This is a genomic window from Microcystis aeruginosa NIES-2549 (assembly GCF_000981785.2).
Taxonomy (GTDB): domain Bacteria; phylum Cyanobacteriota; class Cyanobacteriia; order Cyanobacteriales; family Microcystaceae; genus Microcystis; species Microcystis aeruginosa_C.
The window spans coordinates 4,231,385-4,255,064 of sequence record NZ_CP011304.1 but is presented as its reverse complement, the minus strand read 5'-3'; the positions used below and the strand labels follow the sequence as shown (position 1 = coordinate 4,255,064).

At 45.0% G+C, this 23,680-nt stretch carries 22 protein-coding genes and 2 pseudogenes; 13 read left to right on the top strand and 11 right to left on the bottom strand.

Features of this window, described 5'->3' with window-relative positions; all coding sequences use genetic code 11:
* Positions 1–528 precede the first annotated feature (528 nt).
* From myaer_RS20855 to atpC, 6 genes are all read left to right on the top strand, one after another.
* On the top strand, positions 529–957 hold the full coding sequence (locus myaer_RS20855; protein ID WP_002804204.1) for a CAAD domain-containing protein: 429 nt from the start codon (positions 529–531) through the stop codon (positions 955–957).
* A gap of 856 nt (positions 958–1,813) precedes the next feature.
* On the top strand, positions 1,814–2,125 hold the full coding sequence (gene groES / locus myaer_RS20850; protein WP_002737272.1) for a co-chaperone GroES: 312 nt from the start codon (positions 1,814–1,816) through the stop codon (positions 2,123–2,125).
* A gap of 46 nt (positions 2,126–2,171) precedes the next feature.
* The gene (gene groL, locus myaer_RS20845; protein ID WP_046663515.1) at positions 2,172–3,797 is read left to right on the top strand and encodes a chaperonin GroEL; all 1,626 of its coding nucleotides are present in this window, start codon (positions 2,172–2,174) and stop codon (positions 3,795–3,797) included.
* A gap of 312 nt (positions 3,798–4,109) precedes the next feature.
* Positions 4,110–4,778 carry a choice-of-anchor R domain-containing protein gene (locus myaer_RS20840; protein WP_149039042.1) on the top strand — a complete coding sequence of 223 codons (669 nt, stop codon included), beginning with the start codon at positions 4,110–4,112 and terminating at the stop codon, positions 4,776–4,778.
* Positions 4,779–5,340: 562 nt separating this feature from the next.
* Entirely contained in the window at positions 5,341–6,789 is a 1,449-nt protein-coding gene (atpD, locus tag myaer_RS20835) for a F0F1 ATP synthase subunit beta (protein ID WP_046663513.1), read from the top strand.
* A gap of 74 nt (positions 6,790–6,863) precedes the next feature.
* Positions 6,864–7,280 carry an ATP synthase F1 subunit epsilon gene (gene atpC / locus myaer_RS20830; RefSeq protein WP_046663512.1) on the top strand — a complete coding sequence of 139 codons (417 nt, stop codon included), beginning with the start codon at positions 6,864–6,866 and terminating at the stop codon, positions 7,278–7,280.
* Positions 7,281–7,500: 220 nt separating this feature from the next.
* On the opposite strand, the gene myaer_RS20825 is transcribed toward atpC, so the two are convergent.
* Positions 7,501–7,824: a 30S ribosomal protein PSRP-3 gene (locus myaer_RS20825; RefSeq protein WP_002760450.1), complete on the bottom strand. Its 324-nt coding sequence runs from the start codon at positions 7,822–7,824 to the stop codon at positions 7,501–7,503.
* Positions 7,825–7,927: 103 nt separating this feature from the next.
* Here myaer_RS20825 and mutT point away from each other — a divergent pair, with 103 nt between their 5' ends.
* The 3 genes from mutT to mraY are packed head-to-tail and all read left to right on the top strand — an operon-like array spanning position 7,928 to position 9,723.
* The gene (gene mutT / locus myaer_RS20820) at positions 7,928–8,350 is read left to right on the top strand and encodes an 8-oxo-dGTP diphosphatase MutT (RefSeq protein ID WP_046663511.1); all 423 of its coding nucleotides are present in this window, start codon (positions 7,928–7,930) and stop codon (positions 8,348–8,350) included.
* Complete coding sequence (locus myaer_RS20815) at positions 8,347–8,610, top strand: DUF3134 domain-containing protein (RefSeq protein WP_002735746.1); 264 nt, start codon at positions 8,347–8,349, stop codon at positions 8,608–8,610. The genes mutT and myaer_RS20815 overlap by 4 nt, the downstream gene beginning before the upstream one ends.
* Positions 8,611–8,655: 45 nt before the next feature.
* Positions 8,656–9,723 carry a phospho-N-acetylmuramoyl-pentapeptide-transferase gene (mraY, locus tag myaer_RS20810; RefSeq protein ID WP_046663510.1) on the top strand — a complete coding sequence of 356 codons (1,068 nt, stop codon included), beginning with the start codon at positions 8,656–8,658 and terminating at the stop codon, positions 9,721–9,723.
* On the opposite strand, the gene myaer_RS20805 is transcribed toward mraY, so the two are convergent.
* The 10 genes and pseudogenes from myaer_RS20805 to myaer_RS20750 all read right to left on the bottom strand — a co-directional run bounded on the left by myaer_RS20805 (position 9,724) and on the right by myaer_RS20750 (position 18,975).
* Positions 9,724–10,047, bottom strand: a complete 324-nt coding sequence (locus myaer_RS20805) for a HesB/IscA family protein (RefSeq protein ID WP_046663509.1) — start codon at positions 10,045–10,047, stop codon at positions 9,724–9,726.
* Positions 10,048–10,309: 262 nt separating this feature from the next.
* Positions 10,310–10,576 (bottom strand): annotated as a pseudogene (locus myaer_RS20795) (RNA-guided endonuclease TnpB family protein); the annotation flags it as partial.
* Between the two features lie 275 nt (positions 10,577–10,851).
* Positions 10,852–11,133, bottom strand: a pseudogene (locus myaer_RS20785) (hypothetical protein); the annotation flags it as partial.
* A gap of 75 nt (positions 11,134–11,208) precedes the next feature.
* Positions 11,209–12,882: a DNA methyltransferase gene (locus tag myaer_RS20780; RefSeq protein ID WP_046663508.1), complete on the bottom strand. Its 1,674-nt coding sequence runs from the start codon at positions 12,880–12,882 to the stop codon at positions 11,209–11,211.
* Positions 12,883–12,949: 67 nt separating this feature from the next.
* On the bottom strand, positions 12,950–14,122 hold the full coding sequence (locus tag myaer_RS20775) for an RNA-guided endonuclease InsQ/TnpB family protein (protein WP_046663507.1): 1,173 nt from the start codon (positions 14,120–14,122) through the stop codon (positions 12,950–12,952).
* Entirely contained in the window at positions 14,100–14,708 is a 609-nt protein-coding gene (locus myaer_RS20770; RefSeq protein ID WP_046663506.1) for an IS607 family transposase, read from the bottom strand. The genes myaer_RS20775 and myaer_RS20770 overlap by 23 nt, the downstream gene beginning before the upstream one ends.
* 423 nt (positions 14,709–15,131) lie before the next feature.
* Positions 15,132–16,352, bottom strand: coding sequence for an efflux RND transporter periplasmic adaptor subunit (locus myaer_RS20765; RefSeq protein ID WP_046663504.1), 1,221 nt, complete (start codon positions 16,350–16,352; stop codon positions 15,132–15,134).
* Positions 16,353–16,395: 43 nt separating this feature from the next.
* The gene (locus myaer_RS20760) at positions 16,396–16,617 is read right to left on the bottom strand and encodes a DUF4327 family protein (RefSeq protein WP_002759020.1); all 222 of its coding nucleotides are present in this window, start codon (positions 16,615–16,617) and stop codon (positions 16,396–16,398) included.
* Positions 16,618–16,785: 168 nt separating this feature from the next.
* Positions 16,786–17,673: an acetylglutamate kinase gene (argB, locus tag myaer_RS20755; protein ID WP_046663503.1), complete on the bottom strand. Its 888-nt coding sequence runs from the start codon at positions 17,671–17,673 to the stop codon at positions 16,786–16,788.
* 78 nt (positions 17,674–17,751) lie between these two features.
* The gene (locus tag myaer_RS20750) at positions 17,752–18,975 is read right to left on the bottom strand and encodes a M20 family metallopeptidase (RefSeq protein WP_046663502.1); all 1,224 of its coding nucleotides are present in this window, start codon (positions 18,973–18,975) and stop codon (positions 17,752–17,754) included.
* Positions 18,976–19,588: 613 nt separating this feature from the next.
* Between myaer_RS20750 and myaer_RS20740 the strand changes: the two genes are divergently transcribed.
* From myaer_RS20740 to ribBA, 4 genes are all read left to right on the top strand, one after another.
* Positions 19,589–20,107 (top strand): phycocyanin subunit beta, encoded by a 519-nt coding sequence (locus myaer_RS20740; RefSeq protein WP_002771747.1) that lies wholly within the window; start codon positions 19,589–19,591, stop codon positions 20,105–20,107.
* Between the two features lie 66 nt (positions 20,108–20,173).
* The gene (gene cpcA, locus myaer_RS20735) at positions 20,174–20,662 is read left to right on the top strand and encodes a phycocyanin subunit alpha (RefSeq protein ID WP_046663501.1); all 489 of its coding nucleotides are present in this window, start codon (positions 20,174–20,176) and stop codon (positions 20,660–20,662) included.
* A gap of 268 nt (positions 20,663–20,930) precedes the next feature.
* Positions 20,931–21,809 (top strand): phycobilisome linker polypeptide, encoded by an 879-nt coding sequence (locus myaer_RS20730; protein WP_002736362.1) that lies wholly within the window; start codon positions 20,931–20,933, stop codon positions 21,807–21,809.
* A gap of 137 nt (positions 21,810–21,946) precedes the next feature.
* Positions 21,947–23,623 (top strand): bifunctional 3,4-dihydroxy-2-butanone-4-phosphate synthase/GTP cyclohydrolase II, encoded by a 1,677-nt coding sequence (ribBA, locus tag myaer_RS20725; protein ID WP_046663500.1) that lies wholly within the window; start codon positions 21,947–21,949, stop codon positions 23,621–23,623.
* The last annotated feature ends 57 nt before the right edge of the window (positions 23,624–23,680 follow it).

The following is a 23,680-nucleotide window of genomic DNA, read 5'->3' as shown; positions in this document are numbered from 1 at the left end:
AGATTTCGGCTTAAAGTCTTAGATTATAGAATTTCTAGCATTTTTCTAATACACCAAATTAGCTGAAACAATCCAGTAGGGTGGGTTAGGCGAAAATAAGTTATACTCTGACTAAAAATTGAGTATTCGCCGTAACCCACCAGATCAGCACATAGGTAATCATCTGTAGGGTGGGTGCGGCGAAAATAAGTTATACTCTCACTAAAAATTGAGTATTCGCCGTAACCCACCGGCTTTTTTCTCCCTATCTCCCCACTGATAACTGATTACTGTTCACTGATAACTGACCCCCCGATTCCTCAACTCCGATCGCTACCTGCTGTTAGAATAGAGAATTGCGGTCAGACTGACGATAAAATTGAGAAGCTAAATCCTTGATTCTTAATAGTTGTTGAGAAACTTTCCGCCTACTATCGAAATTATCCGATAATATGGGCAACAGCGAGTTAGTCTATTCAGTCTGTTAAAATTGACCCCCGTTGGTCGTATTCGCGCACTGTCTAACCTTTATGATGAGGATCAGTTAATATGGAATCAATGCAACCGACCGAGACCAAAAATCCGATTAGAACAGATTTACCCGGCTCTCTGAGCAAACCCAGCAGCAGCACCGAACAGATTTGGTCTGAATATGTAGAACCCGTTTGGGATTCGGTGATGTCCTATCTGGCTAATGTCCCCGATTATATCGGTAGTTTCTTCTCTGGATACAAAAAACCTTTAATCGTTCTGGGGGCAATTTTAGCGAGTTTTGTCACCGTGAAAGTTACCCTTGCGGTTTTAGATGCGATCGATGATATTCCCCTCCTTGCTCCTATCCTACAATTAGTTGGGATCGTTTATACTGGTTGGTTTGTCTGGCGCTATCTGCTCAAAGATGAAAATCGCCGCGAGTTATTAGCCGAAATTGATGCACTAAAAGCGCAGGTTTTTGGCAGTCACAATAACACTTTATAGATAGAATCAAGCATAAAAAACAAAGGAGTTGAGTGTTTCCGCTCAACTCCTTTGTTTTTGCACAACAGCTTACACTAGAGTTCTTGCATAAGTAGGGTTTGCGGCAAAAAGTACGGGCGAAGCATTCGGATAGAAAATCTCCGGTTTCACCGATAGGTTATTGCCCGAATGCTTCGCCCCTACAGGACGCGGGCCGATGAAGACGCAAGGTTTTGAAGCACGATTCTCTCAAAATCTTGCACTTGTTTCGCGAGAAAAGCCACAAAACCGCTACCTTGCCTACATTTCACATTTATTCAGCAAACCCTAATTAATTTTTGAGAGGGCAAAAATGAGAAAAATAGGCATAAAATTGCCTAAAATCCCTAAATAGAGCATTTAATTGATTAATGCTTATTCTTAATTCTCCTGACTCGGAGAATACTGACTCCTAAGGGACTTGCGCTTTGATAATGTACCTTTTGGGCGAACGCAGTTCGCCCCTACATTGTGGACAAAATCCGTTACTGTAGGGGCGCAATGCTTGCGCCCTCCGATCGATCAGGTTTGCTGATCACCCTAAGTAGGGGGAGAGCCTTCGAGATGTTAGGGACTTGCGCTTTGATAATGCGCCATCTGGCTGGTCTGGTTCTTCTACAGAGCGATTTTCTGGCTGGGATATTATTCCTACGCAAGTCCCTAACCCCACCAACAAACTTTTTGCCGCAAACCCTAGCTTAACACCATAGTTCGGGAACCCGTACCGATCGAGCCGTTGTCAGGGGGCCTCGTATTTCGGTAAATTAGCACTCGGAAGGTAAGAGTGCTAATCTGGAAAAAGCACTTACCAAAATACAAGACAAACGGAGGATATTCCATGGCTGCAGTCAGCATCAACGTAACAACTGTTAAACCCCTAGGCGATCGAGTTTTCGTCAAAGTTAGCCCCAGCGAAGAAAAAACCGCCGGTGGTATTTTCCTTCCCGATGCCGCTAAAGAAAAACCCCAAATCGGGGAAGTTGTGGCCGTCGGCCCCGGCAAACGCAACGATGACGGTAGCCGGACCCCTGTAGAAGTAGGTGTGGGTGACAAAGTTCTCTACTCCAAATATGCCGGAACCGATATCAAACTTGGTGGCGAAGAATTCGTTCTCCTCTCCGAAAAAGACATTCTCGCCGCCGTTTCCTAATCATCTACCCTTGAAAACCCCTATTTTGCACGAATAACGATACATTATGGCTAAATCTATTATCTACAACGAAGATGCTCGTCGCGCCTTAGAAAAAGGCATGGATCTTCTGGCCGAAGCGGTAGCCGTCACCCTTGGCCCCAAAGGTCGTAACGTCGTCCTCGAAAAGAAATTTGGCGCACCCCAAATCGTCAATGATGGCATCACCATCGCTAAAGAAATCGAACTGGAAGACCATATCGAGAACACTGGTGTGGCTTTAATTCGCCAAGCCGCCTCAAAAACCAACGATGTAGCGGGTGATGGTACAACTACCGCCACCGTTCTCGCTCACGCTATCGTTAAAGAAGGTTTACGCAACGTCGCCGCCGGTGCTAACCCGATTTCTCTGAAAAAAGGTATCGATAAAGCTGCCGATTTCCTCGTCAGTCAAATCGCCAAACACTCGAAACCCGTAGAAGACTCCAAAGCGATCGCACAAGTGGGCGCTATCTCTGCCGGTAACGATGATGAAGTCGGTCAAATGATCGCCTCGGCCATGGATAAAGTCGGTAAAGAAGGCGTAATTTCCCTAGAAGAAGGGAAATCGATGACCACCGAACTAGAAATCACCGAAGGGATGCGTTTTGACAAAGGTTATATCTCTCCCTACTTTGTCACCGACACCGAGCGCATGGAATGCGTTTTTGAGGATCCCGCTATTCTGATTACCGACAAAAAAATCGGTTTAGTACAGGATTTGGTTCCCATTCTCGAACAAGTTGCCCGTCAAGGTAAACCCCTAGTAATTATCGCCGAAGACATCGAAAAAGAAGCTTTGGCAACCCTAGTGGTTAACCGTCTGCGCGGTGTTCTTAACGTCACTGCGGTGAAAGCTCCCGGATTTGGCGATCGCAGAAAAGCGATGTTAGAAGATATCGCCGTCTTAACTGGTGGTCAAGTAATCAGCGAAGATGCGGGTTTAAAACTGGAAACCACTAAAATTGACAGCTTAGGTACGGCCCGCCGTATCACTATGAACAAAGATACCACCACCATCGTCGCCGAAGGCAACGACGTGGCAGTGAAAACCCGTTGTGAGCAAATTCGCCGTCAAATCGAGGAAACTGATTCTTCCTACGATAAAGAAAAACTGCAAGAACGTCTAGCTAAATTAGCCGGCGGTGTGGCAGTGATTAAAGTCGGTGCCGCTACCGAAACGGAAATGAAAGACCGCAAATTGCGCCTAGAAGACGCAATTAACGCCACTAAAGCAGCCGTAGAAGAAGGTATCGTCCCCGGGGGTGGTACTACTTTGGCTCACTTGGCTCCCCAATTGGAAACCTGGGCCAAAGAAACCCTACACCATGAAGAATTAACCGGTGCTTTAATCGTTTCTCGCGCCATTGCTGCCCCCTTAAAACGGATCGCTGAAAATGCCGGCCAAAACGGTGCAGTTATTGCCGAACGGGTGAAAGAGAAGCCCTTTAATGTCGGTTATAATGCCGCTACCGGTGAGTTCTCCGATATGTTCGAGGCGGGTATCGTTGACCCCGCTAAAGTGACTCGTTCTGCCCTACAAAATGCCGCTTCTATCGCCGGTATGGTTTTAACTACCGAGTGTATTGTGGTGGATAAACCGGAAAAAGAAAAATCCGCTCCTCCCGCTGGCGGTGGTGACTTCGACTATTAATAATTAGTCTGTTTTTTCTTGACTCGATCACTTAAATGCGATCGAGTTTTTTTTATGAAAAAACATCACTTCGGGTTAATACGGAGTGAAACCCAACCACCGAGGATCTATTACCCTCTCCCTAAAGGAATCGCACTTGGCACGACCAGAAACTGCCCGATGTTGCCTACCACTTTCTAGCCCTTTTGTCAACACCCTATAGAATTAAATATCATACCAGACGGTAAATGATAACGATAAATAATCAATGCTTGAACAGAAGAGACAGCTGCCATAGAATTAAGGCAATCTTTCTGAACTTTTTTAGAGATCATGAAAACCTCATCTATGTCTTTGGTGTTAGCGGGAATTAGTAGTTCACTTGTACTAATGGGGGGGGTAAACCCTGTCCGCGCGGCGGTTCTGATCGGGAATCTCCCGCAAACGAATGATAATAATAGTAATAGCATTAGCACCAGCAACGTAAAAGCGCTCGCCTTTACCCTGCCCGCGGGTAACAATTACAGCCTCGACAACGCCATCCTGCGACTCGGTGGCTACGCTACAGGAGAGACTCCCCTAGTCCAGATCCGCAATGATGTCGGGGGTAGCAATCCGGGCAGTACCGTCCTCGCCAGTTTCACCAATCCCACCCCTCAAGGAGCGGGAAATTTTAACTACACCTTCACTCCCACTAGCCCCCTCACGTTTACCGCCGGTACTAAATACTGGTTATACGTTGCCAGCACCAGTGGAGGTTTCGACTGGAACGCCTCTTCTCCTAGCAAAACCCCGACGGGCATCGCCACGTCATCAGGAACCCAGTTTAGTAATAACAGTGGAACGAGTTTCTTTCCCGGTGGCTCTTTTAACAGTTTCCAGATCAACGCAACCGAGATAACTGGCCCGGTGGCCAGCACTCCCGAACCCAGTGTGATCGCGGCGTTGTCCCTGTTCGGATTGGGTTTACTGGGGGTTAAAGGTCGTCGGAACGAGGGATAAGTTGCCGTAGGTTGATTCATCAATCAACTCTCATAGTAGCTTGATTCAACAATCAAGCTACCGTCGCTCTGTAGAAGAATCAGACCGGCCTTAAATGGTACATTATCAAAACGCAAGTCCCCCAGTTTGACGGGAGATAGTTCTTCTGGGTCAACATATAGACTAAAATCTATGGTCAGGCTTAAAATTATTTGTTAATTGAATCTATACAACCAGCAAAACCCTTGCTATAATCGCCAATATATGGTAGAGAAACAAATTCCATCCACTGCATCGGCATCCTCAAAGTTGATCAACCTCGCTTTGTTTTAAGGTAGGCTAAGGCCTGCCTTACTTTTTATCAGTGATCAGTAACCAGTAAGCAGAAAATTGCCATTTAATACCGATCACCGCTCAGACTGTTCACGGAAAACCCAAATCTGATCACTGATCACTGGTAACTGATAACTGATAACTGATCTGATCCCCTAGCGTGATAAGCTGAGTATTGGCTAATTTTACAAAAAATTAAGACTTTCCCCTTGTGGGAGTTATCAGCTAAAACCCAGAGTAGACATAAACAATGGTAGCGACAACAGAAACTAACGTTGGTAAAATCGTCCAGATCATCGGTCCTGTCATCGATGCCGAATTTCCCAGTGGCAACCTGCCCCGTATTTATAATGCCTTAACCGTAAAAGGAACTAACTCCGCCGGTCAAAATTTATCCGTTACTTGTGAAGTACAACAGTTACTCGGTGACAACCAAGTGCGGGCCGTTGCCATGAGTACCACCGATGGTTTAGTGCGCGGTATGGATATCGTGGACACCGGCGCAGCGATTAGCGTTCCCGTGGGTAAATGCACCCTCGGTCGGATTTTTAACGTTCTTGGTGAACCCGTGGACGAAAAAGGACCGGTTAACGTCACCGAAACCTCTCCTATTCACCGTCCCGCTCCCAAATTAGTCGATCTTGAAGTAACACCGACGGTTTTTGAAACCGGTATCAAGGTAATTGACCTGCTCACCCCCTACCGTCAAGGGGGCAAAATCGGCCTCTTTGGGGGTGCTGGTGTGGGCAAAACCGTCATTATGATGGAATTAATCAACAATATCGCCATTCAACACGGTGGTGTCTCGGTTTTTGGCGGTGTGGGTGAAAGAACCCGCGAAGGAAACGACCTCTACAACGAGATGATCGAATCGAAGGTAATCAACGCTGATAACCCCGAAGAATCGAAAATCGCCCTCGTTTACGGTCAGATGAACGAACCCCCCGGAGCGAGAATGCGCGTCGGTCTCTCCGCTTTGACCATGGCCGAATATTTCCGCGATGTCAACAAGCAAGACGTACTCTTATTTGTTGATAATATCTTCCGTTTCGTGCAAGCTGGTTCGGAAGTATCGGCGCTCCTCGGTCGGATGCCTTCTGCGGTAGGATACCAACCCACCCTCGGCACGGACGTAGGCGACCTGCAAGAGCGGATTACCTCCACCAAAGAAGGATCGATCACTTCCATCCAAGCGGTCTATGTACCGGCGGATGACTTGACTGACCCCGCTCCTGCTACTACCTTCGCTCACTTGGACGGAACAACTGTACTATCCCGTGGTCTGGCTTCCAAAGGTATCTATCCGGCGGTAGATCCCCTCGGTTCCACCAGCACCATGCTCCAAGCTGATATCGTCGGTGATGAACACTACGGCACCGCTCGCGCTGTTCAATCTACCCTGCAACGCTATAAAGAGTTACAGGACATCATCGCTATTCTCGGTTTAGACGAATTATCGGAAGAAGATCGTCTCACCGTTGACCGCGCTCGCAAAATTGAGCGTTTCCTCTCGCAACCTTTCTTCGTGGCCGAAGTGTTCACCGGTTCTCCGGGTAAATACGTTACCCTCGCTGATACGATCAAAGGCTTCCAGATGATCCTCAAAGGTGAACTCGATAGCTTACCAGAACAAGCGTTCTATATGGTCGGCAGTATCGATGAAGCGATCGCTAAAGGCGAAAAACTCAAAAAAGGCTAATTAAAAGTCAGTAGTAACCGCGTTTAGCGGTTACTTAACCCAGAAATCTGCCAAAATTATCGTTATTATCACCAATGAGCATTACAGTACGGGTTATTACACCCGATCGCATTGTCTGGGATAACGTGGCTGAAGAAGTAATCCTACCCAGTTCCACGGGACAATTAGGTATTCTTAGTGGTCACGCTCCTTTATTAACTGCCCTGAATATTGGCGTAATGCGAATTCGACCGGGGAAAGACTGGGAAAATATCGCGGTTTTGGGCGGTTTTGCCGAAGTCGAAAATAATGAGATCAAAGTCCTCGTTAATGGGGCGGAATTAGGCTCAAAAATCGATAAGGAAAAAGCTCGCGCTGAATACGAAAAAGCGCAAACCCGTCTCGATGAAGTCAGTAAAGGGGATGACCGTCGCAAAACTATCCAAGCGCAACAATCATGGCGCAAAGCTCGCGCTAGATACCAGGCCGCTGGCGGTTTAGTATCGGTTTAAACCAAGCCAAATCAAATTAAATTCAAGCAAAATCGGGCGGGTTTATATAAACCTACCCGATTCTTTTTCAGTTATCAGTTATCAGTTATCAGTTATCAGTTAAGTAGTCGGACTTAACGTAGGCAGGGGGCAGGAGGCCGTTTTTGTAACGGGGATTTATGCCCCGCTCCAAAAACTTTTCGCCTTAAGGCGAGGTTTTAGACCCGATTTTTTCGATAAATTAATTGCTACCACTAAACACAACTTCGGGGAATTTTAACTGTGCATCGGCCATGGGGATTTGTCGGCCTTGATTGCGTAACTCTTGCCAAAAATTAATTACTTCTGTGGCTTTGTTGAGAACATCAACGCGATCGGACTCATCAATCCAGTGTTTTGCTTCTAACTCCTCTTGCAGTTGTTGCCAAGCATCATTGCGCGGCCAGAAAAAATAAGCGGTGAGGGGGCTAGTTCCTTTGCCGACCACCTGATCCACAGCGATCGCTACGTTCTGATCTAACCACAATACTTTTAAAATAAACTTTGATTCGGAACTGACTGTCATTGTTAATCGTTAATCGTACAATTCTCGATTATATCATCTTTTGACTCAATTTTCCGCAGTCAGTTTTTAACTATTTTTTCCTATTTTTTCGCCAATAACCGCTATGATTCCCGAAACAGACTCTTTAGCTTCTAAACAAATCGGTGTGGCCGTAATTAGAGATGATCGAGATTTAATTTTAATCGATCGCCGTCTGGCCAAGGGACTCCTGGGCGGTTTTTGGGAATTCCCCGGCGGCAAAATCGAAGGCAATGAAACGGTACAGGAATGTATTAAACGGGAGATATTAGAAGAAATTGGCATTGAAATCGCAGTTGATAGTCATTTAATCACTATCGATCATACCTATAGTCATTTTCGGGTTAATCTACAAGTATATAACTGTCGTTATCTCAGTGGCGAAGCAAGGGCGATCGAATGTGAAGAAATCCGCTGGGTAACTATCGAGGAACTAGATCATTTCACTTTCCCCGCGGCCAATCAAGAGATTATCAGAGCCTTAAAAGACATGGTAAACTCGAAATGATTGCTGTTAATCGTCGAGTGATTATGCTTAATCCTTCTATTCGTCAAGAACCCCGCTACGAACCGGCCGCGGTTATTCCCCTAAAAAAAGACGCTTCCATTGTCGAGTGGTTAGAAAAAAATAATCGCATGATTCCCCGGGATAAAATCGCCGAACCGGATCTGACTCTGGAAGAAGATGTGGAACTATCTGAACTCATGGATGTCGATGATATCGGTTATGATGACGACGAGGATGAATTAGTCTTAGATGAAGATTAATCCCGTCTTCTTTGGCAAATTTTCCCTTTATCTGACGCTTTAGTCGTGAACGCTAACATTTTTTCCGCCCCTATCTTTAAAAAACCCACTGGAACCCATCTCCTGATTCTACTAACGGGATTACTATTTCTGTTAGTAGTTTTTTTTCAGTCCACTAATTCCCTGTTACTCCCCCTGATGGCCACAACGTTAATCAGTGCTGGTCTTGGTTGTCAAGTAGTACCGATGCTGCGGCGCTTGAAAATGGGTCAGATTATGCGCGAAGATGGACCCCAGGCTCATTTAAAGAAAGCAGGAACCCCAACCATGGGAGGCAGCTTTTTTGTGCCAGTAGCCCTTATTTTCGCTTTAATCTGGTCTAAATTTACTCCTAATGTGGTGGCGGTTGCTTTGCTGACTTTTGCTTACATGGGTATCGGTTGGTTAGATGATTGGCAAATTTTGCGTTATAAGTCGAATAAGGGCCTATCTCCCCAGATGAAGTTAATTTTACAGATAACCGGGGCGGTGCTTTTTTGTCTCTGGATGTCGTTCAATCAGGTGAGTACCAATATCGGCCTTTGGGGTCGATTAGTGATTCCTTTGGGCTTTTTCTTCTGGATTTTGGCGGGATTTGTCCTTGTAGCTGAAAGTAACGCCACTAATCTCACCGATGGGGTGGATGGATTAGCGGGGGGAACAGGTGCGATCGCTTTTTTGGGTTTAGGTATTATTATCGCTCCTAGTCATCCGGATTTGGCGATTTTCTGCACTTGTTTTGCTGGTGCTTGTCTAGGCTTCATTTTTCATAACCGCAACCCCGCTAAGGTGTTTATGGGTGATACGGGTTCCCTCGCTTTAGGAGGCGCTTTAGCTGCGGTGGGTTTAATTACTGGACATCTCTGGGGATTATTTTTAATTAGTGGTCTCTTCTTTCTGGAATCTCTCTCGGTAATCGCTCAGGTTATCTATTATAAAGCCACAAAAGGACCAGACGGCAAGGGCAAAAGATTGTTAAAAATGGCTCCTTTTCATCATCATTTAGAATTAAGTGGTTGGACGGAAACCAAGATTGTGGGAGCATTTTATCTGGTTAATGCGCTTTTAGTTGTCTTGGCTATTTGGACCAGTTAACTAAGCACTAAAGGAAAGACCACAACCGCAGGTATTTTGGGTGTTGGTATTGGTAAAACGGAAACCACCACCCATGAGATCTTCTGAATAGTCTAATTTTAAAATTTGTAGGTAGCGATCGCTGTCAGGATCGACTAAAATATTAATACCCTGACTTTGATAAAAGCGATCATTTTCTGCCGCAATATCGGTTAATTCGAGATGGTAGTGAAGTCCCGAACAACCACCGTTTTTTACTGCCAAACGCAGATAGGAACCAGTCAGGCGACGGCTTTGACTCCAACGTTCAATTTCTCTAGCGGCGGCGGGACTTAATTCGATCATTGTTTTTGAGACTATTGTAATAATAATATCAAGTTATTGTGAAGTTATAGTTAGTAAAAGTATAGTCAAATATAGACAGACTGAATTCCATTTCAGAAATTCCCTTCACTTTTACTTCGAGAGATTAATTCTCCTTGGGTGAACTACGCACCTCTCTATCCCATAGCGGTTAAACGCATTTGGGAATGCTTTTCGCAAAATGTTGTAGGAACCTATGACATCAGATTGAACCAGAATCCCCTTATCTGTACGATATAACCCTTGAAGCGGCAAAAAATGATTTCCAGTTTTGGTCTAATCCTCTTAAAACTTGTTGGGAAACTTTAGCGGGTAAAGCTTGATACTGTTCTGTCTTTGACCTCAGAGAAGCCATCTGATTATAGGTCAAATAGCCATGGCCATCAATGAAGTTTTGTCGGATTAAATAATTGGCTGAGTTGTAAAGATTTTTAGACTGCCAAGATAAATTATCTATCTCAGCCCAAAATCGATGTCCTTTCTTGATAATGTGTCTTTCTGCTAATAACATTATTATCCGTTGTCTTTTAACTCAGCGTCGGGTTTTGAAGGGTTGTCATCCGTTATGATAATTGTACCAGAAGGTAATTGATAACCTGTTAAATTCCCTTGTTTCCACCACCTCCAAGCCGTTCGATAACTTATTCCTGTTTTTTTTGCCTAGTCTGATAGTTTAATGTCTATATATTACCATGTCTGACTATATCTGAATATATTTGTATTGAAACTTTACAATACTAACCCGGCTAGAATTGCGGTAGATGCGGCCAGATTACTTTGTTCTCAACTATCGCTGATTTGCTCGATTTCTTGGGCAATTTGCCGCAGTAAGTTTTCTTGTTTCTCAGCTTGAGCAAGTATAGCAAAGGGAAACAGTCCGGGGGCCTTTAATAAGGGTTCCGAGGGTTGTTCCCAGAGTCTAATCACTTCAAATTGATGAGAGGTTTTCCCTTGTTTATAATCATTCTGTCGGACTGTGGGGGAGCCACTTTTCTTTAGATAAATAACCACTTGATGGATAGGTTTGCGGGGATAGCGTCGATAGAGTCTGGTGGCATAATCTAGCATTCTATAGGGAATATCTTCTTTAGAGTCGGTTTGGAACTTTTTATCACCCTATCCCCAAAAATAACCAAAGGATTTTTATTCGGGGAAGGGTATATCTAAACTCATTTGTTGTCCTTGGGTTTCCCTTTGTTTTTCGGCAGCTTTCAGGACTTCAAAGGTGAGGATAACATCGAGACGTTTTTTCTGTTCAAGGATTTCTTGTACTGTCACAATCTCAATTTTATCGACACTTTGACTCCTATAGGGACTGCGATAAATTCCCGCAGATTTGGCTGTTTGAACCATATCTTTGCTAGGGGGTTTCAAGGTGATAAATATACCCAGGGCTGCCCCTTGTAGTGTCATGGTTCCCTGTAGATCTCTGATGTCTCCCGATTTGACATTACCGGATTTTACTTGAAAAATAATTTTCTCCCGGTTGTCCTTATCTCCCTGAAAATAGGCAATAGCATCGATTCCTTTATCTGCCCCTTTTTTGTCATTAATCACGGCCCGGTTATTACTATAGGTTAAAACCGCCCATTTCTCAAATTCTTTGCGGGTACGATCATCGGGTTTAGTGGCTAATGCTTTGGCTGATTCTAGATCTTTAGGAATACCATTCAGTTCAATTTTATCTAAAACATTTTTACCAAAGGAGTCCTCTAATCGCTTTAACATTAAGCTAATACTCTGATAGGTTATATCAATTCCAATCCAGTTTCTCTCTAATCTCTCTGCTACAGCGATAGTCGTTCCACACCCACAATAGGCATCTAAAATTATGTCTCCTTTATTGCTACTTGCTTTGATTATTCTTTCTAACAATGCCTCGGGTTTTTGTGTGGGATAACCCAGACGTTCTTTGGCACTTGAGGTTAAGGGAAAAATATCATCCCAGTTATTTTGTAAGGTAACTCCAGGCATTTCATCTAGGTATCTAATATATCGTGGTGGACCACCATTTTTAGGAAAATATAAGCGTCCTTCTGCCATAAATTTTTCCATGTTTTCTTTAGAATATGCCCAGTAACGACCCTTGTAAGGATAAGTTCCATAAAACTCATAGGAAACGTCACCACCTGATTTAGCTGCTGTCAAATTATCTAAACAGTAACGTCTACCTGTTTTTTCTTCCACTAATCTATAGTTTTTTTCAATATATTCCTCGCTGTAAGATGAATATTGGCAATCCCAATTCCATCGATTCGATTTGGTATAAAAAAGAATGACATCTCGAATATTGCCATATTGTTTTTGTCCTTGCTTTGCATCATTATGAGCAGTGGTTCTTTTCCAGCTAATCTCATTTTTAAAATCACCCCCCTGAGAGCAAAAAATAGCATCTAAAACTATTTTTAAATAATGACTAGCAGTAGGATCGCAGTGGAGATAAAAGCTACCAGTAGATTTTAAAACTCGATGGATTTCCACAATCCTCAGAGTCATACTCACCAGATAAGCGAGAAGACTACCTTTACCTAAAACTTTAGTTAAACCGTCAATTAAATCGATAGTCTGACTGGTAAATTTACCTTGATAGTTGCTTTGAATTTCTTCTAAAGCTTCGTTAGCGTGATTATCCCATGTCCAGGTATCCACAAACGCTTGTGCTTGTGCTTGATCTTCCTTGCCTAAGTTGTTATAAATTTGGTTGTAATTGCGTTTAGAATTAAAGGGTGGATCGATATAACAAAGATCGATCGATTCATCTTTGATATACTTCCGCAGCACTTCTAGGTTATCACCGTAGTATAGTTTATTGACCATAGAGATTGGGGGGATTGACTGCATTCTCAATTGTATTATTATTCCGTTCTGTTAAACCTACTCAAATCTACTCATGAGCAAATTTGACGTTAACTTCCTGCTTCACTGTAGTAGTGTCGGCACTATCTACTCCACAAGCTGACACGGTGGAACTCACCGCCAAAGAAGCTAGATTCAGACTAGCGTTCAAGTCTCGACCGCAAACTGCATGGCATTGTTCACACTCAAAAACTCTTTCAGTTAAAGATAGAGACTCTTTCTTGTACCCACAATTAAAACAGGTTTTACTGCTAGGAAACCACCTATCAGCTATGATTAATTCCGAACCATACAACTGAGATTTATAATTAAGTTGTCTTCGGAACTCGTAAAAACCCATATCCTGAATGGCTTTAGCTAATTTGTGATTAGCCATCATCCCAGACACATTTAAATCCTCAATTACTATCTGGCCGTGGTTCTTGGCTAAATAAGTGGTGAGTTTATGTAACGTATCTTTACGGATATTAGCTATTTTAAAATGAAGTTTAGCTATTTGCCGTTGGGCTTTATTCCAATTATTTGAACCTTTTACCTTATGTCGGTTCAAGTATTGAAGTCTGGCTAATTGTTTTTCGTATTTACGATAACTTTTAGAGCCTTCAAACGTTTCACCTGTCGATAAAGTAGCCAAAGATTTAATTCCCAGATCACAACCAACTACATCATGAGTTTTATTGGTTGTTTGTGGTTCAACTTCCATCTTAAAACTAATAAACCACCTATTAGCTTTTTTACTAATAGTAACAGATTTTGGCTGGTATCCATCAGGTAGCCGCTCGTAAGTTTTTAACCAACCAATCACAGGAACTTTTATCTTTTGATGGGCAATTTTAATGCTCCCATCTAAAGTGAAACTATCCTGTTTACCTTTCTTCTTGAAATTTGGTGGTTTGGCTATCTTCTTGAAGCATCTTTTCCAAGCATCGGATAAAGCTCTTAACGCCCATTGGGGGGCGCATTTAGACACTTGGTAATACCAATCATGCTCTGATTTTACCAATGCTACCAACCATTTGTGAAGGTCAATAGCCGTAGGAAACTTGATTTTTTCATCAGGGTTAGCTTGATTATGGTCTAAAATTTGCTTGGTTAAAGCCAAACCCCAATTCCAAGCATGACGTGCGGTTCCTGCGTGTTGGGCTAATAATGAGCGTTGTTGATTATTTGGTTTTAACTCAGTCTTGAATCCTAGTAGCAACGTCTCTTAACTCCTCTACGATTTTTCTATTTTTATGGCTTCTAGAGCCATACAATCTAGCGGAAAATACCGTAATAATTTCTAAGACATCTTGCGCCAAATCCTCCTCAAATGTACTGTCTTCAGTTCGATTGATAATGACAACTTCAGTCCCGAATTGCTCACACAGACTAAAGATTAATTCACTACCAAATCTAAGTAATCTATCCTTATGAGTTAAGACCAATCTCTCTACTTTACTATCAACAATCAACCGAATTAATCGCTTTAATCCTTTTTTGTTGTAGTTAAGTCCTGAACCTAAGTCGTCTATAATTTCAACTGGCCAACCGTTTTGAGCGCAAAACAATTCGACAACTTCTTTTTGACGTTCTAAATCTTTCTTTTGGTCATGACTAGAAACACGGCAATAGCCAACAGTATAAGAGAGATTCTCTTTTAAACCAAGCAACTGAGAAATTGTATAACGACGATGCCCATTAGCAGTCCGTTCTGGAATTAGTTTACCTTCAGACTCCCAACGTCTTAATGTCGATACGCTTACACCTTTTAATTTAGCCGCTTCTGATATGGTCAACTTACTCATAGAACGATTATAGCATAAGTCATGAGTAATTTTGAATAGTATTAGTTAGGTTTTTGGTTTCTGTATTTAACCCCCTCAAAGAGGACAAATACAATCGCTCCAGAGAATAATATGATTGTACTAATTACAATAAGCGCATCATGGTCAGTGAGTTTATCGAACTGTGTGCGCCCAAAATTTAATTTTTTTTAAGTCTATCTAGCCTGAAAATGAGGGGGTCGCAGGCAGGCAGGGATTCCCATTATATAAATAAGTATATGTCAAGTGCTGGGATTTTGTCAAGAGTAATTAAGTAGCTGGTTATAATTAAATTAAAAATGGATTTTGCCTTTAATCCCCCCTTGATCCCCCCTTAGTCACCCCTTGATAAGAGGGGTAATCTGACAGTTTTTAACACCTAACTACTTAGCAATCCCCAACTAATCAAGGATTACTGAGGATACTGACCCGGACTTTTTCGCCATTTTGCAAAGGTTTACTACTATTAACGACGAAACGCTCCCCCGGTTCAAGTCCGGTGATAATTTCTACTTGACCGTCGAGCGCTTGACCGAGACGAACGGGACGTTTTTGCACTTGTGAGTTAGACTCGGAAAGGACGAAAATTGCCGGGGATTCCCCTTGACTGACAATTGCTGTTTCGGGGACAATCACCTGAGGGGCAGAATTATTATTAAACCGCACCCGGGCCAATAATCCCCCTTTAATTAAACCATCCCCATTGGGTAGAGTAATCTCCACGGGAATCCGCCGGGCCGTGCCTTGGCTGAGGGGAAAAATCCTGTTAATGCGACCGGAAAAATTTCTCTCACCGAAAGCATCAAGGCTGACATTAACCGTTTGTCCTAAATTAATTGTTTTTAAATCCAATTCCGATAATAATACTACTACCTTGACCTGTTGAAAATCACCAATTTTGAGGACTTCATCGCCGATACTGACTAAATCCCCCGGCTCTTTTAGTTTTTCGATAACTATCCCCGTCGCCGGTGATTTAAGAATAGCGTAGGCCTGACGTTGTTGTTCCTGAGCGATGACCGATTTTTGGGCGGCAATTCTGCCGATAATTCCCGCCACCACCTGTTCCTCGACTTTAATTCTCGATCTGGCGCTATTAACGGCTTTTAAAGCCACTGCCGCCGTGGTTTGGGCTGTTTCACCCTGTTGCAGGGGAATTGCTCCTTCTAGGGCTAATTTTTGCAGGCGCTCGGCATCATTTTTGGCCTGTTGGTATTGTAGTTGTAGGCGCTCCACTTCAATTTCAGCGTTACTGACTTCAATTCTCGCCCGGGCTAATTCTGCTTCTAGGGCCGACAGGGCGGATTTTTCTTGCCGGACAACGGTGGCGAGGAGACGATCATCAACATGAGCGAGGATTTGTCCTAATTGCACCTCATCTCCCACCTCGACGGGGAGATTGAGTAACTGACCGGTGGCTTGCGATCGCAGAGAAACGACTTTTAAAGGTCGGGTAGTTCCCGTGTAATCGAGATTGCGTCCGATGGTTGCCAGTTTAGCGGTGGTGACGTTGACGGTAGTAGTACGGGCCGCTGGTGACGGTGGTTGGGTTTCGGTCCCGGGAGAACAACTCGCGCTTAAGGATAAGATAACCAGAGCGGAAAGGATAATCGGAGTCGATCCCATGGCGATAATCTTGGTAGAAAGCTGCTTTTGAGTCGATGGTCGCTTATTCTTCGTCCCAAGCTTCTACCGCTACCACTTCGCTGAGAGGGTCTTGCATGGAGAAACCGAAATCGAGCAACTCTTGCTTCCAGTATCCCCACTCATCTCCGTATAAAAGAGCGAGTTTCCAGATACTATCGCTAGGTTTGACTACTTTTGCATCTATCCACTTGCTAACCTTGCGTTGAAACTTCACCATCGGGTGAGCTACAGCTTGTTTGGTCATAAATTCAATTGCTATGAATACTTCGGATTTTGCGCTTCCCGACTAAACTAACTCAAGACTAAGACTTTTGCCATTACAAAGGAGCGAGAAGCGCGTTTATTAACTTACTTGTACACCAGATCCGTGGTTTTAGGCAAGTCTTTTTAGCCAAAAGTACGGTAATTACTACTATAGGTTAGTATAACCGGAAGCCACAATCATGGAACCGATGCCTCGATCGGTAAAAATTTCCAGTAAAAGGGCGTGGGGAAGACGACCATCGATAATATGAGCGGCCTGAACTCCCTGGGCCAGCGATCGCACACAGCAGCCAACTTTGGGAATCATCCCGCCGGCAACGATGCCTTTTTCAATCAACTGCCGGGCCTGTTGGATATCCAATTTAGGCAATAAAGTGGAAGGATCCTTGTAATTCTCTAAAATTCCGGCTGTATCGGTCATCAAAATCAGTTTAGCTGCCCCTAAAGCCGCCGCTATTTCTCCGGCTACCGTATCGGCATTGATATTATGAGCTTGGCCGGTTTCATCGGCGGCCACACTGGAAATCACGGGAATATAGCCACTATTGACCAAGGATTCGACGACGCTAGTATCGACACTGCTGACTTCTCCCACAAAACCAATGCCCTCTTTACCCACGGGACGGGCAGTGATCAGATTACCATCCTTACCGCATAATCCTACCGCTTTACCGCCGGCTTGATTGATCAGGGCAACAATTTCTTTATTGACGCGCCCCACCAGCACCATTTCTACCACATCCATGGTGTCGGCATCGGTGACGCGTAAACCGTCTTTAAATTGGGGTTCAATGCCTAATTTATCCAGCCAACTATTGATTTCTGGACCGCCACCGTGGACAATCACGGGACGAACTCCCACACAGGAGAGAAAAACGATATCTCGCATGACCGTGTCTTTGATATCGCTGTTATTCATGGCCGCACCACCGTATTTAACCACTACAGTACGACCGCGAAATTCTTGTATATAGGGTAGGGCTTCGCTGAGGATTTTCACCCGTTGGGTATCGTTTTCGTGGATATTATTGTTCATGGGTTTTTTACCTGTCTGATTCAGTGACCAGTTTAGCGGTTTCGGGTTTGGCAAAAACTGTTCACCTTGAACGGATTGCTAGAAAGTCTTAGAGTTGCCGAATTTTTCGACGCAACGGACAAAAATCTCGACTCCCATCCCTAACACCGATTCATCAAAATCAAAGCGGGGATGATGGTGGGGATAGGCTAATCCTAATTCGGGATTGGCGGATCCCAAGAAGAAATAACAGCCCGGTACTTCCTGTAAAAAGAAGGACATATCTTCCCCTCCCAGGGTTTGACATTCGGGAACGATTCCGGCCGGGGTTTCCACCACTTGTGCGGCGATTGAGCGCACTAATTCCGCCATCTGATCATGATTGATTACTGGGGGATACAATTGCCAGTAATCGAATTGATAACTAGCCCCCTGACTTTGACAGATGCCCGCGATGATTTCTTGCATCCGTTGTCGGAAATAGCCCCCTAACTGGGGATTGAAATAGCGCACCGTCCCACTGAGATTAGCACTATCGGCGATCACGTTTCTGGCGGTTCCCGCCGCTAATTTGCCCACAGTTACCACGGCGGCATCGAGGGGGTTAAGGTTGCGGGCGACGATAGTTTGCAAGGCGTTGACGATTTGGGCCGCCACCAGTAGTGAATCGACGGTTTGATGGGGAATTGCCCCGTGGCCGCCCCGGCCTTGAATCTGGAGATCGAAACATTCCACCGCCGCCATTAAAGGCCCATTTTTCACGCCCACTGTCCCTAAAGGCAGATTATTCCAGAGATGCAGCCCGATAATTCCCTCCACGTCGGGATTTTTCAGCACTCCCGCTTCGATCATCGGTTTCGCCCCCCCCGGCCCCTCTTCGGCGGGTTGGAAAATAATTTTTACTTTTCCCTTGACATCGTGACGGTTTTGTGCTAGGTAAACTGCTGTGCCGAGGGCGATGGCTGTGTGACCATCGTGACCACAGGCGTGCATTTGGCCCGGATGTTGGGAACGATAGGGGACTTGGTTTTCTTCGGCGATCGGTAGTGCATCCATATCGGCCCGCAGGGCTAAAACCGGCCCCGGTTGACTGCCTTCGATGGTGGCAACAATTCCAGTGCCGGCGATACCGGTTTGATGGTCAATTCCGTATTTAGTCAGGGTTTGACTGATTAAGGAGGCGGTGAGATGTTCTTGAAAGCCTAGTTCTGGTTTTTGGTGTATTTGTCGGCGCCAGTGGACCAATTGCGGCTGCAGGCAACGAATAGCAAGGCGAATTTGAGCGCCATTTAAGCTATTAGGAACGGGAGTGGAGGAAATCATCGGGTTCGGACGGCTAGTTTTTTTGATCACTGGTTTCTAGTTTAACTTCAGGAGACAGGAGACAGGAAACAGGAGACAGCTTTGTTCTCCCCACACCCCACACCCCACACCCTTCTTTACAAAACTTCATCGTAATTTGAGCGCCGGAAAGGGCAATCCTTGGGCAATAGGGGAAGGGAAAGCGGGAAAATATAAAAAAAAGCTTAAATTTTCTATCTTGCTGCCCTTTATACCCTTAAAGCCTTGCTGTCTCTGATTTCCCGACGGTGAGAGGCTTTGAGCCATGGTCAGGGATTGATGACCAACTTGATCGAGTTATTGTTAAGTGGCCGTTACAAAAAGACAGCAAAAAACTTAATAATTTGTAACAAACAAAGTTTCGACAGCAGTGTATAAATTTAATTTGAGGGGCCAAGATAACAGACAAAAGTTAAGCTGGATACTTGTTTAACCTCCCTAGGTGATTTATGAGAGAGCCGTGAAGTTTTTTCAGGTTTCTTAAAGTAAATCGCAACAATCACGGTCAAGGCTCGTCCAGACTCACCGTGAAATCCCTTAAGAGGGAAAATTTTAATTGCAAGCAAATCCCATTTAAATTTAGGAGATTGTGACAATGTTTGACGCATTCACCCGGGTAGTATCCCAAGCTGATGCTCGTGGCGAATATTTAAGCTCTTCGCAACTAGACGCTCTCAGCGCCATGGTTGCCGACAGCAACAAACGGATGGACTCTGTTAACCGGATCACCAGTAACGCTTCCACCATCGTTGCCAACGCCGCTCGTAGCCTGTTCGCTGAACAGCCCCAACTGATCACCCCCGGTGGTAATGCCTACACCAGCCGTCGTATGGCCGCTTGCCTACGCGACATGGAAATCATCTTGCGTTATGTTACCTACGCTACCTTCTCTGGCGACGGCAGTGTTCTCGACGATCGTTGCTTAAATGGTCTTCGCGAAACCTATGTAGCTTTAGGAGTACCCGGAGCTTCCGTAGCTGCTGGCGTAAGCAAAATGAAAGAAGCTGCTTTGTCCATCGCTAACGATCGCAACGGTGTCACCCCCGGCGATTGCAGTGCTTTAATGTCTGAAATTGCCAGCTACTTCGACCGCGCCGCCGCTGCTGTCGCCTAGTCCCCAGGGCTAGTCTTAATTAAACCGTAGGAAACTTATTGCAAGATTATTGGGAGATACCAAACAATGAAAACCCCCCTTACCGAAGCCGTAGCAGCCGCTGATTCTCAAGGCCGTTTCTTAAGCAGCACCGAAATCCAAGTGGCTTTCGGTCGTTTTCGTCAAGCTTCTGCCAGCCTCAGCGCCGCCAAAGCGTTAACCGAAAAAGCTTCCCAATTAACCCAGGGCGCAGCTCAAGCTGTGTACAACAAGTACCCCTACACCACCCAAATGCAAGGGGCTAACTTTGCGGCGGACCAACGCGGTAAAGACAAATGCGCTCGTGACATCGGTTACTACCTCCGCATGGTGACCTACTGCTTAGTTGCTGGTGGAACCGGTCCGATGGACGAGTACCTCATCGCTGGTATCGACGAAATCAACCGCACCTTCGACCTGTCTCCTAGCTGGTACATCGAAGCTCTCAAATACATCAAAGCCAACCATGGTTTAAGTGGCGACCCCGCGGTAGAAGCCAACTCCTACATCGACTACGCTATCAACGCTCTCAGCTAGTCCGAACGAAAAAACTGCTGGTCTGGAAAGACAGGAGGTTGTTAGCAAAAGGGTTAGCAATCACCTGTTCTTCCAGACCTTGTTATATCCATAACTAGCTTGATGGCGGCCGAAAGACTGGGATTTGAACCCGACAAAGGTTCCCCCCGCTGGGAATGACGCTCCACCGAGCCAGAAATCAACCGTCAAGGCGGCCAGGTAATCGAACTGATCCTCCCCTAGTTTTGAGCGGTCAGAAAATGATCATTTTTTTTGTAGGAGAACTTTAGTGGCAATTACTACCTCAGCTTCTCGTTTAGGGACAACCGCTTTTAGCGAGGTTGCTCCCGTGGAATTACGTCCCGATTGGTCTCGTGATGACGCACAGGCAGTTATTCGCGCTGTCTATCGTCAGGTGCTAGGCAATGACTATATCATGCGTTCCGAGCGCCTTACCAGTGCCGAATCCTTACTCTGCAACGGTTCGATCACCGTGCGGGAATTCGTCCGCGCTGTGGCCAAATCGGAACTGTATAAGAACAAATTCTTCTACGGTAACTTCCAAACCCGCGTCATCGAACTTAATATCAAACATCTTTTAGGTCGCGCTCCCTACGATGAGTCGGAAGTGGTCTATCACCTCGATCTCTACGAAAACAAAGGATTCGAGGCCGATATCGACTCCTACATCGATTCCGCCGAATATACCGAAAACTTCGGCGATAGTATCGTTCCCTACTATCGTGGTTTTGCCAGCCAACCCGGTCAAAAAACCGTGGGATTTACCCGGATGTTCCAACTCTATCGCGGTTATGCCAACAGCGATCGCTCCCAGATTGCTGGCAAAACCTCCCGTTTAGCGGTGGAATTAGCTCAAAACGGTGCTTCGGCAGTAGTCGGTCCCTCCGGTGGCAGCGATGGTTGGGCCTATCGTCCTTCTGCTCAACGCAACACCCCCAGTAAAGCTCTGGGTGGTAGTGTGGCCTATGGTGATGTGGGTAAGCTCTATCGCGTGGAAATTGCCGCTATTAGCAAACCGGGTTATCCCCGTGTCCGTCGCAGTAGCAAAGCAATTATCGTCCCCTTTGAACAGTTAAATAACACCCTGCAACAGATCAACCGTCTCGGTGGCAAAGTTGCCAGCATCACCCCCGCTAGTTTGAACTAATTTTCTAGCTTAAGATAGCTAAAAGTCTCCCGGGCAGCCGTCAGGTTCACCGGGAGACTTCTTTCTAGGGAACTGGCAGAAATTGACCCTCAGCAGATCGAGCAAACCTGTAGAATGAAAATAGTTCTATCGTTTTAATGCCTGTGACTGTCACTTCGATCGCTTTTGACTCTATCGATACTGCCTTAGCGGAAATCAAAGCCGGACGGGCTATTGTAGTAGTTGATGATGAGAATCGCGAAAATGAAGGAGATCTAATCTGTGCGGCCCAATTTGCCACCCCCGATCTGATTAACTTCATGGCAGTGCAAGCTCGCGGTTTAATCTGTCTGGCAATGACGGGAGAGCGTCTTGATGCTCTCGAATTACCCTTGATGGTGACAAAAAACACCGATAGCAATCAAACTGCTTTTACCGTTAGCATCGATGCCGCTCCCCATTTAGGGGTTAAAACTGGTATTTCGGCGGAAGATCGGGCGAAAACCGTGCAAGTTGCCATTAATCCGGTCACTCGTCCCGACGATCTCACCCGTCCCGGTCATGTCTTCCCGATTCGTGCTAAAGCCGGTGGAGTCTTAAAACGCGCCGGTCATACGGAGGCAGCTGTGGATCTAGCTCGGTTAGCCGGGTTGTATCCGGCGGGAGTTATCTGTGAGATCCAAAATCCCGACGGTTCCATGGCCCGTTTACCGCAACTATTTGAATACGCTCGTCAACATAATTTAAAGTTAATTAGCATTGCCGATCTGATCAGTTATCGCTTAAAATACGATCGCTTTGTCCATCGGGAAACGGTCTGTAATTTTCCCAGTCAATTCGGCACTTTTCAGCTTTATGCTTACCGAAATTTATTAGATCAAACCGAACACATCGCTATTGTGAAAGGCGATCCCGCTCTCTTTGGCGATCAACCTGTAATGGTACGAATGCACTCAGAATGCCTGACCGGGGATGCTTTGGGATCCTTGCGTTGCGATTGTCGGCAACAGTTACAAGCTGCCCTAAAAATGATCGAAAACAACGGTTTAGGGGTGGTGGTTTACCTGCGACAGGAAGGACGGGGAATTGGCTTAATTAATAAGCTAAAAGCCTATTCTTTACAGGATATGGGATTAGATACGGTGGAAGCCAACGAAAGGTTAGGATTTCCCGCCGATTTGCGCGATTACGGCATGGGAGCGCAAATGCTCAACGATTTGGGGGTGAGAAATATTCGTTTAATTACCAATAATCCGCGTAAAATTGCCGGATTAAAAGGCTATGGTTTGCAAATAGTCGAGCGAGTACCTTTGCTGATCGAGGCTAATGATTATAATTCCAATTATCTGGCCACAAAAGCGGAAAAGTTAGGGCATCTATTCCTACAAACCTATCTAGTCACCATCGCTCTCAGTTGGGGGGAAAATCCGCCGTCAATTTCGCAAAGATATCATCAATTAGAGAAATTACGCGAGTTAAGTCGCGCTAATCAATTATCTCTCCAAGAAGAAACCCGACCGGTAGCCAATGCCCTTTTTGATCGCGCCCCTTTGATCGTACATTTAGGTTTAGATATTCGTCAGGGTGTCAGCAGTAATTGGTATAAAAATCCTTCCCATCCTTATCTTCTGGTTATTGACAAGATATTAAATGACATTAAAGATTGGTCGGAAATTGAACGCTTAGAATTTTTAATTTCCGACGGAGACGATTCGATGACGGGATTACAAATGAAACTAGATCGTCAAAAAATGTCCAATGAAGATTTATCACAATTACCACAATTAGCTACCCAAATTATCTACAGTTTTACTCGTGATTCAACAAAAAATTAGTTTTTTATGACCAGAAAAGAGCGTAACAGTTATAATTAAACAAAGCTAGTATAACGG